The following is a 12,765-nucleotide window of genomic DNA, read 5'->3' as shown; positions in this document are numbered from 1 at the left end:
TGTTCAAGGGTAAATATAGGGTTTGAATGATGTTGGGAAATTCCGAATGCTGTTTGATGCTCTGTTATTTAGAGACTAAAATATTTTATAATTGTTGCATTATTTTTTCAAAGATAACTTGAAAATAGTAGCTTTTAATTCCTCCGTATCATTGTCCTCACAAAGTAAAAAACTGATTTCTTTATTTGTTTCTTTATACAACGTCAAGCCTTCAAATTTGTGGGTTTCGGTGATTTTTTTCGTGAAGTCGATTTTCATGGTTTCCAAATCGATACAACCGATAACACTTCCTGCCACTTCACCGTCATTGTAAGTGGAAGTGGTGTTTTCTGCGGTAGCTAAGAAGTACATTTTGTTGCCCGCTACAACCGCATCGGTAAAACTGGAACGGATGCCTTTTAATTTCGGTAGTTTGAATTCTGTCGAAATGATGTTAAATTCCTCAGTTAGGTTTTTGCCCTGAACCGTGAAAACAATATTTTTCCCTTTAGCCCCATTGCCGCGATTGAAGAAAAACCATTCTGATCCGTTAAAAGCAGCGCCTTCGATATTGAGGTCGTCTTGCGGTAACTCGGCAAAGGATTGCATGGCGAGGTATAAATCACTCAGGTCGGTTGTTGCGATGATTTCCTTTGATTTGGAATCTATTGTAACCATCTTGTTTCGATTTTCCGTGGAGCCGGAGCCGAAAATATAGGTTTTGCCGTCAAATTCGGTTATTGCTTCGAAATCGGGTTTGTCTTTTTTGGCGATGTTTTCCGATGGGTTTTCCGTTAACGGATGGCGTTTCAGTTCTTTGTTGTCGATGTCGTATTCATAAAGATAGCTGCTGTTGTCGCCAATGATGAACAGTTGGTTGTCTTTGTAAATAAGTCCGGATGCCGAACCGATTCCGATAATCTGAAACAGGATTTCCAAGGTGAATTTGTGCATAATCGTGTTATTGGTTTAGCCCTGATTGCAGTGAAAATCCTTTTCTTGCTTTCTTTAAGCAAGGAAAGATTGTAACGTAAAGCAGGAAAAAGCTCCTAAAATTACTTATATTTACGAATATAAAGCGAATGATTATGGCACTATTTAATCCCGACAACTTTAAAATCACCAAACCCTTTCAAATTAATGATTTCCCAACGGTATTGCAAACCTATATCGATGACGATGAAAAAGAGGAAAAACTGGATAAAGTTCAGGCCAAACTGAGCGAATTACAGGACGTGATGTATGCGCACAATCGCTACGGCGTATTGATTTGTCTTCAGGGGATGGATACGTCCGGGAAAGACAGTCTGATTCGGGAAGTTTTTAAGGAATTCAATCCGCGTGGGGTAGTGGTGCACAGTTTTAAGACACCGAATTCCACCGAATTGGAACACGATTATTTGTGGCGTCATTATCTGGCATTGCCCGAGAAAGGGAAATTTGCGGTTTTTAATCGGACACACTATGAAAATGTGTTGGTTACGCGTGTACATCCGGAATATATTTTAAATGAAAATCTGCCCGGAATTGAAAAAGTAGAAGACATTACACCCGAATTTTGGGAAAACCGTTTTGAACAAATCAATAATTTTGAGAAACACATTACCCAAAACGGTACGATTGTTTTGAAATTCTATTTTCATATGAGTAAGGAAGAGCAACGCAAACGTTTGTTACGTCGTTTGGAGGAAGAAGAACACCATTGGAAATTTTCCCCAGGCGATTTGAAAGAACGGGAGCGTTGGGATGATTATATGAAATACTATGAAGAAGCCATCAATAAGACTTCGAAACCACATGCGCCCTGGTATGTAATTCCGTCCGATGATAAAGAAATGGCGCGGTATATGGTAGCCAAAATTATCTGGGAAGAAATGCAAAAGTACACCGATATTAAAGAACCGGAACTCGATGAAAAAGTAAAAGCGAATTTTGCGATGTATCGCGAACAGTTAAAATAAGGGATAAGGTTGTTCGGTAAAGAACAACCTTATTTTTTTTCGGCTTCAAATTTTAAAAGCGGTGCCATTTTTGCCTTATTCATTTGTAGTCTGTTTTCCTTTAGGTTATAATTGTCAATCGTTTGCATCAATTTCAGAAACTGGGTTTCGGTTTCCATATCCGTACAGGCCATCATGGTGCCCATCATTTTGGAAAACGTGATGCGGTTTCCTTCCTGAAGTTCGTAATTTCCGCCAAAACCGTTGCAACCGCTGTGACCGTTGATTCTGTTTTCGTTGGCATCGAGATAAACATAAATGTTTTTACCATTTTTGGAAGGGGTGATTGGTTTTCCCATCATTTCAACTAAAATCCATTTTGTGCCTTTAAGCGGACTTTCGGTTACTGATTCCTGATTTTGTTTTGTTTTGCAGCCTGATAGCGTCAATAGTGTTAAAATAAGTAATGCTGTTATTTTTTTCATGATGCCCGTATTTTATTTTTTTGTCAGTATGTATTTTTCAGCCAGAGCTCCGGTAATTTTTTTGCCGCTCATGTCCAGTTGTGTCAATTGATTCTCACCCACAAAGAATTGATTCGGGCCATCGGTGATAGTGCTCAAAATGATAGTATTTCCTTCAGCATTCCAGGAAAAAGTACCTTTGCTTTCGTTGTTTTTTGTGCTTTTGCCTAAATATTTTGTGGTTAAAATATAGGAATTGTCTTTGTTAAGTGTGAGGGAAGTTTCGATGCCTTCACAATCGGCACAAGGTGTAATGCCGGAATATGTTCCGTTCCAGTCTAAAGAATTCATACTGTTGTCGGCAGTTGTTGTGGGAATTATTTCTTCAGCAGCCGTTTCATTAATAACTTCTGTTTTTACTTCTTTTTTGCAGGAGGTTAGCGAAAGAAACGTTGTTGAAATTGCGATAAACAGATGGAAAGTACTTTTCATAAACGTAAAATAAAGAGTTTGAAAAAAGGAAATACAAAATTACAGGATTTAATTTTTGCCAAGATTTCGACAATTGTTAAAAAAAAGCATTTTCAGATGAAGTGCTTTTAAAATTCGATGAACTACTTTTATAATTGGAATCCGTAGGCCAGACGCAAAGAAATTTGTCCGGTATCGTAATCGTTATAGTTTTCATAACGCAAACTCACATCGATATGTTTGGTGGCTACCCCAATTCCTGGTGTCCATAAAAAGGAATTTCCCAGTTCTTTGGTGGTTCCGAAAGCGCCACCGGCTTCCCCTAATACATAAAACTGATTGCCCAAAAAGGCTTTAAAACCCAATTTTGCAGGAATAAAACCGGCATCATCACCGGCACTGAACAAATGTGTGTATCCGGTAGTGGCGGCCAATGATGTTTTTGTGGTGAAATCATATTGCAGTCGGGCATCGGCGCCCAAACTGAAATTATACGATTCTTTAACAGGTATTCCACCATTGAGTCCGAATCCTATGCGCCAATGATTCAAATATTCCGATTGTTTGGTTTGCTCTTGAGCTTTTGTTTCCATCGAAAATAAAATTGCAATTACTGCAAAGAACAGGGTTGAAAATCTTTTTGCATTTTTCATACTAAATGACATTTAATAATGTTGATTCGGTATAAAAACAGCTTTCGGAAGGTTTTGTTTTGCTTAAAATGATAAACTTCTGTTAAATAGTTTTAAAATATCTTAACGGAATAATGTAAGTAGTTGAAAGGTAGTAGTTTGCGATGTTGTTGGGAATCGGTTATTTTTTTTATTCCGAATACAATTCCCCAAAATCTAGTGCTTACCTTTGCCCAAAATTTGAAAAAATGCATTTGTCAACTTATACCAAAGAGTTCTCCTATAATTTAAAATTAGCCTATCCGATTATTCTCGGAATGTTGGGGCATACTTTAGTGGGGATTGTCGATAACATTATGGTGGGGAAATTGGGGCCGACCGAGTTGGCAGCAGCCTCTTTGGCTAATAGTTTTGTATTTATTGCGATGTCGATCGGGATTGGTTTTTCAACAGCGATTACTCCTTTGGTGGCGGAAGCGGATGGAGAGAAAAACGTTGATAAGGAGCGTACTATTTTTCATCACGGACTTGTTTTGTGTACGCTTTTGGGAGTGGGTTTGTTTGCGATTATTTACTTTTCGAAACCACTGATCGTATATATGGGGCAACCCGAAGAGGTAGTGGAAATGGCCAAACCGTTTTTGGATATAGTGGCTTTTTCTTTGATTCCGTTGATTATTTTTCAAGGCTATAAACAATTTGCCGACGGTAAATCGGAAACAAAAGTGGCCATGTGGGCCAACTTACTTTGTAACGTAGTGCACATTTTTTTGAATGTGGTGCTGATTTACGGACTTTGGTTTTTTCCGAAATTAGGAATGTTAGGAGCTGCCTACGGAACCGTGATTTCCCGTTTCGTGATGCTGATTTTTATCCATTTTTCCTTAAAACACAAAGAGCGGTTTCAAACGTATTTCCATCAGTTTTCGTTTAAGGAATTGCAAAAAGACATTGTAAACAAAATTGTGAATCTTGGTTTGCCGTCGTCGATGCAGATGTTTTTTGAAGTGGCGCTGTTTACCGGAGCGGTTTGGCTTTCGGGCGTAATCGGAACCACCAGTCAGGCAGCAAATCAGATTGCGTTGAGCTTGGCCACGTTTACGTTCATGTTCGTGTCCGGATTTGGCGTGGCGGGAATGGTTCGTGTTGGGAATTTCAAAGGATCGCAAGATTTTATCGGGTTGCGAATTGTGGCCCGTTCGATATTTTTACTGGCGATTCTTGTTCAAGTCGTTTTTGCCTTGATTTTTGTGGTTTTCCATCAATATTTGCCTGAATTGTTTATGAATGCCGAAAAACTTTCGCAATTAAAAGATAATGCCGAAGTAATTTCAATCGCGTCCCAACTAATAATCATCGCCGCAATTTTTCAGATTTCCGACGGGATTCAGGTGGTGGTACTAGGAGCACTTCGCGGCTTGCAGGATGTGAAAATCCCCATGTACATTACCTTCATTTCCTATTGGATAATTGGTTTCCCGATTTCTATCTATTTGGGATTGTACTCCGATTTGAAAGCAGTCGGCATCTGGATCGGACTTTTAGCCGGATTAACCGCAGCGGCAATATTTTTGTATCTTCGCTTTAATCATCTGACGAATAAATTAATTTTAAATAATCATACCCATAAATAGAAGCACATGGAATTACCAAAATTTGTATTAGCAGACAACACCGATTTTCCGGACGATATTTTCATCATTCACTTAGATTACCCAAGATTCATTATCAATTTGAAAGACGATGAAATCGAGTTTTTGGAGGAATTGGATGAAGAGGAAGAGGAGGAAATCGAAGCCGAAATGGAAAAACTGATTAACCTAGCAGGAGAGTTTTACGACAGGGAGATGAAATTGTATGAGGAGTAGTTTTCAGATAGCAGACAGCAGGTTTCAGGTTTGAAACTGATTTTTTTCTGCCTTCTGCTCACTGACAACGGTAATCTGTTACTCATCACTTTTATAAGCTTTCAAAAGCAACTGAGCGGCAGCAAACGGTGAGATTTCATTGTTTTGCACCGCTTTTTTATTGTCTTCCAGTAGTTTCTGAATTTCCGGATGGTTGTAGAAATTCAGTTTTAACTGTTCGTTGATGGTTTCCAGCATCCAATATTGGTTTTGCTCCTTACGTTTTTTATCGAAATAACCGTTTTCTTTGGTTAGCGTAAAATACTCGGTAATCGTTTCCCAAACTTCTGAAATGCCTTCTTTGGTTATAGCGCTACACAAGGTTGCTTTTGGCGACCAACCGGAATTTTTCTGCGGAAACAAATGCAATGCTCTGTTGAAATCGACTTTCGCCAAACGTGCCCTTTTGATGTTATCGCCATCCGCTTTGTTAATCACAATCGCATCAGCCATTTCCATTATACCGCGTTTGATACCTTGTAATTCATCGCCCGCACCGGCTAAATTGAGCAGTAAAAAGAAATCGACCATACTGTGAACGGCAGTTTCACTTTGGCCAACGCCTACAGTTTCAATCAGAATGGTGTCAAATCCACAGGCTTCACATAAAATAATTGCTTCACGGGTTTTTCGCGCCACGCCACCTAAACTTTCTCCCGAAGCACTCGGACGGATATAAGCATTTTCATCTTTCACCAATTCTTCCATTCGGGTTTTATCGCCCAAAATACTGCCGTGTGAAATCGAACTGCTTGGGTCGACAGCTAAAACTGCGACTTTTTTTCCAATTGACGTCAGATATTTTCCAAAAGCTTCAATAAAGGTTGATTTTCCAACTCCCGGAACACCTGTAATGCCAATTCGGATGGAATTATTTGCGAAGGGCAAACAACCTTTAATGACGTCATTCGCTTTTTCAAGATGATTAGTGCTGGTGCTTTCCACCAAAGTGATGGCTCGGCTTAGGGCTACTTTATCGCCTTTCAGAATGTTGCTGATTAATTCCTCGGCAGAAGGCTGTTTTCTGCGGAACTGCTGAATGTGTTCCACGGAAGAAGTACTGATGCTTTCCGGTTGTTCAATACCGTCATTTTCTTTCAACGCCGAAGGATGTGTTTTCTTAAGTGCCACTGGAATCAATTAGTGCAGTAAAAATAAGGAAAAAGTGCACAATGTTCAAGGATATTTAAACATTGTGCACTTTTCACATTACGAAATCAAAAATCAATAAGCTGCTGTAAAGCGAACCTGATGATGTTTTGGTGTTTCCACTTCATCAGCAATCACCACGGCTAAATCTTCTCCGGATAAAATACTTCTGTTGTTTTCATCAAAAACCGGAGTATCTAATCCCAAACGATAGTTCCCGGTTCTTCCGGTGGTAATTCCCTGATGCATTTCGAAAGCCGGACTGAAAAACGCCCAATCCAATTCTTTTTCTTCTTTTAAAATGTTCAGATAATCACGGGCAGCTGTTGCGCCGGCATGGTATTCTTTAGGAAAATCCGGAGTATCAACCGCTTGTAAATTCGGAGCCACAAATAAACTTCCGGCACCACCAATAGTGATGTATCGTTTAACACCCGATTTTTTTACCGCTTCCTGAATCGCTTTCGAACCCGCAAGAAAATCATCATAAATGTTCGGATTTGTCCATCCCGGATTGTAAGCACTGATAACAACATCGTTTCCTTTTAATACGTTTGCTAATTCGTCGGTGTTAAAAACATCGGCTTTTACCCAATTTACCTTTTCCGAAGTTTTCGGGTTTCGTACAATCGCCGTTACTTCGTGATTGCGATTCACGATCTCGTTTAAAATGTTGGAGCCTACAAATCCTGTTGCTCCGATAATGGCTACTTTCATAAGGTTAAATTTAAAATATAATAAAAAATGTTACAGTTTTATGTAAAAAAAACGATTAGAATTTTTCTGTGAATTCCGCTAAAGTCACCGATTGCAATTGTTTACTAATGGTTTGGTTTATTCCTTCATACAAATCATTCAGATTGGAATTGATGTTTTTCCCAACAGGACATTCCGGATTGGGTTCATTTTTTGAAAAACCTAACGTGGCTTTATCAAAGGTGATTTTAAAAACATCTTCCAACGTAATTTTTTCAGGTGAGGCAATCAGTTTCACACCACCGTTTTTTCCTTCTTTGCTTTCTACTAAGTTATGTTTCTTCAGATTGGCAATTTCCTTCCGCACTAAAACAGGATGAATGTTCAAACTGCCGGCAATGTAATCGGAAGCCATAAATTCGTTGGGGAATTTGGCTAGCAATGTTAAAATGTGCGTCGTAATGGCAAACTTACCGGAAATCATAACTGTAATAAAATATATTGCAAATGTAAAAGAGATTTTGATGCTGATACCAAAATAGACCCTAAAATTTCGTTAAAAAATGAAAATCGCCCTCAGTTAGGCGATTAACTCGTAATTTTGTCCTGCTTTAAATCAGTATGGAAAACATTTTACTCATTTTTGTCTGCATGCTTTTGGGCTTTTTGCTCAAAAAAAGTGCAGCTTTTCCTCCGCTAAGCTACAAAACGCTCAATCAGTTTGTGATTTACATTTCACTTCCTGCCATCGCATTGTATTATATCCCGAAACTGGAAATCAGTTCTAAATTATTGTTTCCGCTGGGAATTGCCTGGTTGGGTTTTGCACTTTCCTATATTTTCTTTACGGCTTTTGGTAAGCGCTTCGGTTGGTCTAAAAAACTTACCGGATGCCTGATTATAACCGCCGGATTAGGGAATACGTCTTTCGTAGGTTTCCCGATAATCGAAGCGGTATACGGAAAGCAAGGTTTAGAAACCGCAGTTATTGTAGATCAGCCGGGTTCGTTTGTGGTGGTTTCCACTTTAGCGGTTTTGGTTGCCACCATGTATTCCAGAGGAACAACAAGCTCGAGTGCAATTTTCAAAAAAATAGTATTTTTTCCGCCTTTCATCGCTTTTGCCATTTCCTGTGTGTTGAACGTTTTGCACCTGGATTTTCCGGAAATACTGCAATCGGTTTTTCAGCGTTTGGGCAGTACGGTAACTCCAATAGCACTCGTGTCAGTTGGGATGCAGCTGGAATTCGACAGTAAAAGCAAACATTGGAAGTTCTTAACGTTAGGGTTGTTTTTCAAACTGTTCATCACGCCCGCTTTTTTCTATTTACTGTACGTGATGCTTTTAGGTGGAAACGGGTTGGAAGTTCAGGTCTCCATATTAGAAGCAGCCATGGCGCCCATGATTACGGGAGCAATCGTGGCTTCCAGTTACAGTTTAAAACCCAAACTCAGTAACATGATGATTGGTTTCGGAATCCCGATTTCCTTTGTCACCTTAATTTTTTGGTATTTTATTTTACAGCATATCTAATGAAAACAACAACAGCCACAGCTTCAATTGAAACTAGAGATACGGCCCAAACCACAGTATATTCCATCTTGTTTTCCATTTGTTTTGCGCATCTGTTAAACGATTTACTGCAAGCGGTTATTCCGGCGATGTATCCGGTTTTGAAAGCAAATTATGCGCTGACGTTCACTCAGGTCGGATTAATCACATTTACGTATCAGGTAACAGCGTCGTTATTACAGCCTTTCGTCGGGATTTATACCGATAAACATCCCAAACCATATTCATTGGCCTTCGGAATGTTATTTTCGTTAGGCGGAATCATCATGTTATCACAAGCATCAAGCTTTCCTTTGATATTGGCTTCGGTGGCTTTGGTCGGAATCGGTTCGTCCATCTTTCACCCGGAAGCCTCACGTGTAGCATTCTTGGGTTCGGGCGGGAAACGCGGACTGGCGCAATCAATTTTCCAATTGGGCGGCAATACCGGAACGGCAATCGGACCGTTATTAGTGGCTTTAATCGTAATTCCGCGCGGACAATCACACATACTTTGGTTCGTATTGGTGGCTATCGTTGGAATTGTAGTTTTAAGCCGAATCGCCGTTTGGTACAAGCAAAAACTGATTTCCATCCAAGGAAAGAAAAAAAGCGGCGAACGCTTGCACAATCTTTCTCCTGCGAAGGTTAAAATTTCAGTAGCGTTATTACTTATTTTAATCTTCTCGAAATCGTTTTACACCACTTCCATGTCGAGTTACTTCACGTTTTACCTGATCGAAAAATTCCATATATCGGTCTTGCAGGCACAATACCATTTGTTTGCTTTCTTGGGCGCTGTGGCAGTAGGAACCTTAATTGGCGGACCATTAGGCGATAAATTCGGAAGAAAATATATCATTTGGTTTTCCATTTTAGGTGCCGCTCCGTTTACCTTAATGCTCCCGTTTGCCAATTTATTCTGGACCGGAATTCTATCGGTAATTATCGGAATTGTTATCGCTTCGGCTTTCTCGGCCATTTTAGTCTACGCACAGGAATTAATGCCCGAAAGAGTCGGGATGATTTCCGGATTGTTCTTCGGTTTCGCTTTTGGAATCGGTGGTTTGGGTTCAGCGGTTTTAGGTTATTTGGCAGATCAAACGTCCATCGAATTCGTTTATGCGATTTGTTCGTTCCTGCCTTTAATCGGAATTATTGCTTATTTCTTGCCGAATTTAAAGAAGAAATAATGTCATTCTGAGCACTGTCGAAGGGAGGAGCTGTTTCCTGCTATCCGCTATATCTTTTCAAAACGGACATTTCGAGAGCCTCAATGTCCGTTTTGAAAAGGATGCCGCTACTATCAGGGCTAAGGTTTGCTATTTGAAGAAATAACTTTGTAACTTTGACACTTAACATACTTTGTAGCTTAGTTATGACAATGCAAATCACACCCGAAATACTTCAAAAACTTCAAAATATAGTCGGCACAACCTTCGTATTCACCGACGACGAAACCCGAAACCAATACGGTCACGACGAAACCGAAGATTATGTTTTTCCGCCAAGTGTTGTGGTAAAACCGGCTTCGGCTCAGGAAATTTCCGAAATTATAAAAGTGGCCAACGAATACAAAATCCCGGTAGTTCCAATCGGAGGAAGAACAGGATTGAGCGGTGGCGCATTGAGCATTCATCAAGGCATCGGTTTATCCACAGACCGACTCAATAAAATCATCGAAATCGACGAAAAAAACCTTCAGGTAATAACTGAACCGGCTGTAATTACGCAGGTTTTACAGGACACCGTTCTGGAAAAAAGTCTGTTTTATCCGGTAGATCCCAGTAGCCGCGGCAGTTGTTTCATTGGTGGTAACGTGGCCGAAAACGCCGGTGGTGCCAGAGCCGTAAAATATGGTGTTACCAAAGATTATGTCTTAAATCTTGAAGTGGTTTTACCGACAGGAGAAATCATCTGGACCGGTGCCAATACCTTAAAAAACTCCACAGGTTATAATCTGACACAATTAATGGTCGGCAGTGAGGGAACGTTGGGCATCATTACTAAAATTGTGTTGAAACTGTTGCCTAAAAATTCCCATAACGTATTAATGTTGGTGCCGTTTTACAAAGCAGAACAAGCGTGTGAAGCGGTTTCAGCGATTTTCAGAGCGGGCATTGTACCAAGTGCGTTGGAATTCATGGAGCGCGATGCCATCGATTGGGCAATCAAATTCATTGAAGGTGTAAACGTAGACATCAAGCCCGAAATTCAGGCACATTTGTTAATTGAAGTCGACGGTAATTATCCGGAAATCTTAATGCTCGAAGCCGAAAAAATAATGACGGTTGTGGAAGGTTTCCAAATCGATGAAATCCTTTTCGCCGATACCGAAGACCAGAAAAACGCGCTTTGGAGAATGCGTCGCGGAGTAGCAGAAGCAGTGAAATCGAATTCGGTTTACAAAGAAGAAGACACGGTGGTACCAAGATATGAATTGCCAACATTGCTAAAAGGAATCAAAGAAATAGGAGATAAATACGGCTTTAAATCGGTGTGTTATGGTCATGCCGGCGATGGAAATTTACACGTAAACATCATCAAAGCGGATATGACCGACGACAACTGGAAAACCGAAGTTCCGAAAGGCATCCGTGAAATTTTCGAACTGACTGTGGCGTTAAAAGGAACACTATCCGGTGAGCACGGCATTGGTTATGTACAGAAGAATTTTATGGATATCGCGTTTAGTACGTTGCAATTACAGTTAATGAAAAACATCAAACAGGTTTTTGATCCAAATAATATTCTCAATCCGGGGAAGATTTTTCCGGATAATATTTAGTTTACTGTTTATAACTGTCATTCCGACGTAAGGAGGAATCTCATGATTTGAATAACAAATGGTATTCCTCCTTACGTCGGAATGACAAAAGCAGTGCTTTTATTTCAGATTAAATAGTATTTCCGTTTCTAAAGTCGGCTAAAGTTGCATCCGGATTTTTAAAAGTGGGTGGTTGCTCGGTAATGTTGGCAATGCGTTTTTTGTTTAGTTTCATGGTTACATCGGCTTCCGTGGTAAACAACAGTACCCACATAAACGGATTGTTGATGTAAGGGATTAATTCCGCTTCCATGTCATCCATTTCAACAATTTTTTCAATTTCCTGTAATCCTTCGTTATAGATTTTATGGATAACCGATAATTTTAAAATACCGTTTTCCACCGTAGTTCTCACATAAATATTCTGTAATTCCGGTTGGCCAATCGTTTTTGTCAGCGTTAATTTGGCGAAAGTCCCGTTGGTAATGCTTGATTTTACAGCGTCGAAAAAAGTGGTAAAGGTTTGAGTATTTGGCATTTTGTATTTTCTGAAATGAATGGATAATCATAAATAGTATGCAAAAGTAGGTTTTTGATTTAGATAGGAGAAGCTTTGCGGTTCTTTTTTAAAAAAGGAAAGAAAACGGATAATTTTTGGAAATCTGATAAAAATCAGGTTTGACATTGGAATTATGAAGTATCTTTGGTTTATGAAATCGCCATAAAAACTGTTTGCGTCAGCAAAAATCAAATAAATAAAAGCGATACCATATATGACCTCTGGTAAATTAATTTTACATATATGAAAAATGCAATTGTAATTATAGTATTCCTCTTCGTGATGAAACCGATTCTTCCGGTTTTGGAATACGTATTGAATTACGATTACATTGTAAAAGAACTTTGTGAAAACAAAGCCAAACCCGAAATGAAGTGTAACGGAAAATGTCATTTGATGAAAGAATTGGCAAAAGCTTCCGAAAACGACACTCCGGTTTCTTCTGATAAAAAAGTTTCGCATTCGGAATTCGAAGTTTTATTCATCCAAAAACTGACTTCGCTCGAAGTGGTTATGTTGAATTTTCCAATTCAGAAATCGATCAATGCGAAGTATTCCGATTCTTATTTTTACGAAAACAGCAAACCTGCTTTTCATCCGCCTACTGTATAATTATTGTTTACTGTTTTAATGCTGTTGTATTGACAACG

At 39.4% G+C, this 12,765-nt stretch carries 15 protein-coding genes; 7 read left to right on the top strand and 8 right to left on the bottom strand.

The features are described 5' to 3' along the window. Positions 1-99 precede the first annotated feature (99 nt). Positions 100-933 (bottom strand): DUF6929 family protein, encoded by an 834-nt coding sequence (locus tag FCR2A7T_RS04670; RefSeq protein ID WP_023570136.1) that lies wholly within the window; start codon positions 931-933, stop codon positions 100-102. 134 nt (positions 934-1,067) lie between these two features. On the opposite strand from FCR2A7T_RS04670, the gene FCR2A7T_RS04665 reads away from it, so the two are divergent. Then, positions 1,068-1,940: a PPK2 family polyphosphate kinase gene (locus FCR2A7T_RS04665; RefSeq protein WP_035117347.1), complete on the top strand. Its 873-nt coding sequence runs from the start codon at positions 1,068-1,070 to the stop codon at positions 1,938-1,940. Positions 1,941-1,969: 29 nt separating this feature from the next. Here the strand turns inward: FCR2A7T_RS04665 and FCR2A7T_RS04660 are convergent, their stop codons facing one another. The 3 genes from FCR2A7T_RS04660 to FCR2A7T_RS04650 form a co-directional block, all read right to left on the bottom strand. Next, a complete protein-coding gene (locus FCR2A7T_RS04660) occupies positions 1,970-2,404 on the bottom strand; it encodes an META domain-containing protein (RefSeq protein WP_023570134.1) in 435 nt (144 codons plus the stop codon). 12 nt (positions 2,405-2,416) lie between these two features. After that, positions 2,417-2,875, bottom strand: a complete 459-nt coding sequence (locus tag FCR2A7T_RS04655; RefSeq protein WP_023570132.1) for a copper resistance protein NlpE — start codon at positions 2,873-2,875, stop codon at positions 2,417-2,419. Between the two features lie 128 nt (positions 2,876-3,003). Continuing rightward, positions 3,004-3,507, bottom strand: coding sequence for a hypothetical protein (locus FCR2A7T_RS04650; RefSeq protein WP_023570131.1), 504 nt, complete (start codon positions 3,505-3,507; stop codon positions 3,004-3,006). 227 nt (positions 3,508-3,734) lie between these two features. Here FCR2A7T_RS04650 and FCR2A7T_RS04645 point away from each other — a divergent pair, with 227 nt between their 5' ends. After that, complete coding sequence (locus FCR2A7T_RS04645) at positions 3,735-5,120, top strand: MATE family efflux transporter (protein ID WP_035117513.1); 1,386 nt, start codon at positions 3,735-3,737, stop codon at positions 5,118-5,120. A 6-nt stretch (positions 5,121-5,126) separates the two neighbouring features. Next, entirely contained in the window at positions 5,127-5,354 is a 228-nt protein-coding gene (locus tag FCR2A7T_RS04640) for a hypothetical protein (RefSeq protein ID WP_023570129.1), read from the top strand. Between the two features lie 78 nt (positions 5,355-5,432). Here FCR2A7T_RS04640 and meaB read toward each other — a convergent pair whose 3' ends face one another. The 3 genes from meaB to FCR2A7T_RS04625 all read right to left on the bottom strand — a co-directional run bounded on the left by meaB (position 5,433) and on the right by FCR2A7T_RS04625 (position 7,722). Next, on the bottom strand, positions 5,433-6,524 hold the full coding sequence (gene meaB / locus FCR2A7T_RS04635; RefSeq protein ID WP_035117511.1) for a methylmalonyl Co-A mutase-associated GTPase MeaB: 1,092 nt from the start codon (positions 6,522-6,524) through the stop codon (positions 5,433-5,435). Positions 6,525-6,617: 93 nt separating this feature from the next. Beyond that, complete coding sequence (locus FCR2A7T_RS04630; protein ID WP_023570127.1) at positions 6,618-7,259, bottom strand: NAD(P)-dependent oxidoreductase; 642 nt, start codon at positions 7,257-7,259, stop codon at positions 6,618-6,620. 55 nt (positions 7,260-7,314) lie between these two features. Continuing rightward, positions 7,315-7,722 carry an RrF2 family transcriptional regulator gene (locus FCR2A7T_RS04625; protein ID WP_023570126.1) on the bottom strand — a complete coding sequence of 136 codons (408 nt, stop codon included), beginning with the start codon at positions 7,720-7,722 and terminating at the stop codon, positions 7,315-7,317. A gap of 137 nt (positions 7,723-7,859) precedes the next feature. Here FCR2A7T_RS04625 and FCR2A7T_RS04620 point away from each other — a divergent pair, with 137 nt between their 5' ends. From FCR2A7T_RS04620 to FCR2A7T_RS04610, 3 genes are all read left to right on the top strand, one after another. Beyond that, on the top strand, positions 7,860-8,771 hold the full coding sequence (locus FCR2A7T_RS04620; protein ID WP_023570125.1) for an AEC family transporter: 912 nt from the start codon (positions 7,860-7,862) through the stop codon (positions 8,769-8,771). Next, positions 8,771-9,982, top strand: a complete 1,212-nt coding sequence (locus FCR2A7T_RS04615) for an MFS transporter (protein ID WP_035117345.1) — start codon at positions 8,771-8,773, stop codon at positions 9,980-9,982. The genes FCR2A7T_RS04620 and FCR2A7T_RS04615 overlap by 1 nt, the downstream gene beginning before the upstream one ends. A 191-nt stretch (positions 9,983-10,173) precedes the next feature. After that, positions 10,174-11,577: an FAD-binding oxidoreductase gene (locus tag FCR2A7T_RS04610; protein ID WP_023570123.1), complete on the top strand. Its 1,404-nt coding sequence runs from the start codon at positions 10,174-10,176 to the stop codon at positions 11,575-11,577. 109 nt (positions 11,578-11,686) lie between these two features. Here FCR2A7T_RS04610 and FCR2A7T_RS04605 read toward each other — a convergent pair whose 3' ends face one another. Further along, entirely contained in the window at positions 11,687-12,094 is a 408-nt protein-coding gene (locus FCR2A7T_RS04605) for a hypothetical protein (protein ID WP_023570122.1), read from the bottom strand. Between the two features lie 264 nt (positions 12,095-12,358). Between FCR2A7T_RS04605 and FCR2A7T_RS04600 the strand changes: the two genes are divergently transcribed. Then, positions 12,359-12,727 carry a hypothetical protein gene (locus FCR2A7T_RS04600; protein WP_023570120.1) on the top strand — a complete coding sequence of 123 codons (369 nt, stop codon included), beginning with the start codon at positions 12,359-12,361 and terminating at the stop codon, positions 12,725-12,727. The last annotated feature ends 38 nt before the right edge of the window (positions 12,728-12,765 follow it).

Origin of the sequence: Flavobacterium cauense R2A-7 (genome assembly GCF_000498475.1) — a bacterium.
In the GTDB taxonomy this organism is placed as follows: domain Bacteria; phylum Bacteroidota; class Bacteroidia; order Flavobacteriales; family Flavobacteriaceae; genus Flavobacterium; species Flavobacterium cauense.
This window is presented reverse-complemented; position numbering and strand designations above follow the sequence as displayed.

Coding starts and splice junctions, on each gene's coding strand:
- FCR2A7T_RS04670 (WP_023570136.1), bottom strand. CDS start 933: ATGCACAAATTCACCTTGGAAATCCTGTTTCAGATTATCGGAATCGGT.
- FCR2A7T_RS04665 (WP_035117347.1), top strand. CDS start 1,068: ATGGCACTATTTAATCCCGACAACTTTAAAATCACCAAACCCTTTCAA.
- FCR2A7T_RS04660 (WP_023570134.1), bottom strand. CDS start 2,404: ATGAAAAAAATAACAGCATTACTTATTTTAACACTATTGACGCTATCA.
- FCR2A7T_RS04655 (WP_023570132.1), bottom strand. CDS start 2,875: ATGAAAAGTACTTTCCATCTGTTTATCGCAATTTCAACAACGTTTCTT.
- FCR2A7T_RS04650 (WP_023570131.1), bottom strand. CDS start 3,507: ATGAAAAATGCAAAAAGATTTTCAACCCTGTTCTTTGCAGTAATTGCA.
- FCR2A7T_RS04645 (WP_035117513.1), top strand. CDS start 3,735: ATGCATTTGTCAACTTATACCAAAGAGTTCTCCTATAATTTAAAATTA.
- FCR2A7T_RS04640 (WP_023570129.1), top strand. CDS start 5,127: ATGGAATTACCAAAATTTGTATTAGCAGACAACACCGATTTTCCGGAC.
- FCR2A7T_RS04630 (WP_023570127.1), bottom strand. CDS start 7,259: ATGAAAGTAGCCATTATCGGAGCAACAGGATTTGTAGGCTCCAACATT.
- FCR2A7T_RS04625 (WP_023570126.1), bottom strand. CDS start 7,722: ATGATTTCCGGTAAGTTTGCCATTACGACGCACATTTTAACATTGCTA.
- FCR2A7T_RS04620 (WP_023570125.1), top strand. CDS start 7,860: ATGGAAAACATTTTACTCATTTTTGTCTGCATGCTTTTGGGCTTTTTG.
- FCR2A7T_RS04615 (WP_035117345.1), top strand. CDS start 8,771: ATGAAAACAACAACAGCCACAGCTTCAATTGAAACTAGAGATACGGCC.
- FCR2A7T_RS04610 (WP_023570123.1), top strand. CDS start 10,174: ATGCAAATCACACCCGAAATACTTCAAAAACTTCAAAATATAGTCGGC.
- FCR2A7T_RS04605 (WP_023570122.1), bottom strand. CDS start 12,094: ATGCCAAATACTCAAACCTTTACCACTTTTTTCGACGCTGTAAAATCA.
- FCR2A7T_RS04600 (WP_023570120.1), top strand. CDS start 12,359: ATGAAAAATGCAATTGTAATTATAGTATTCCTCTTCGTGATGAAACCG.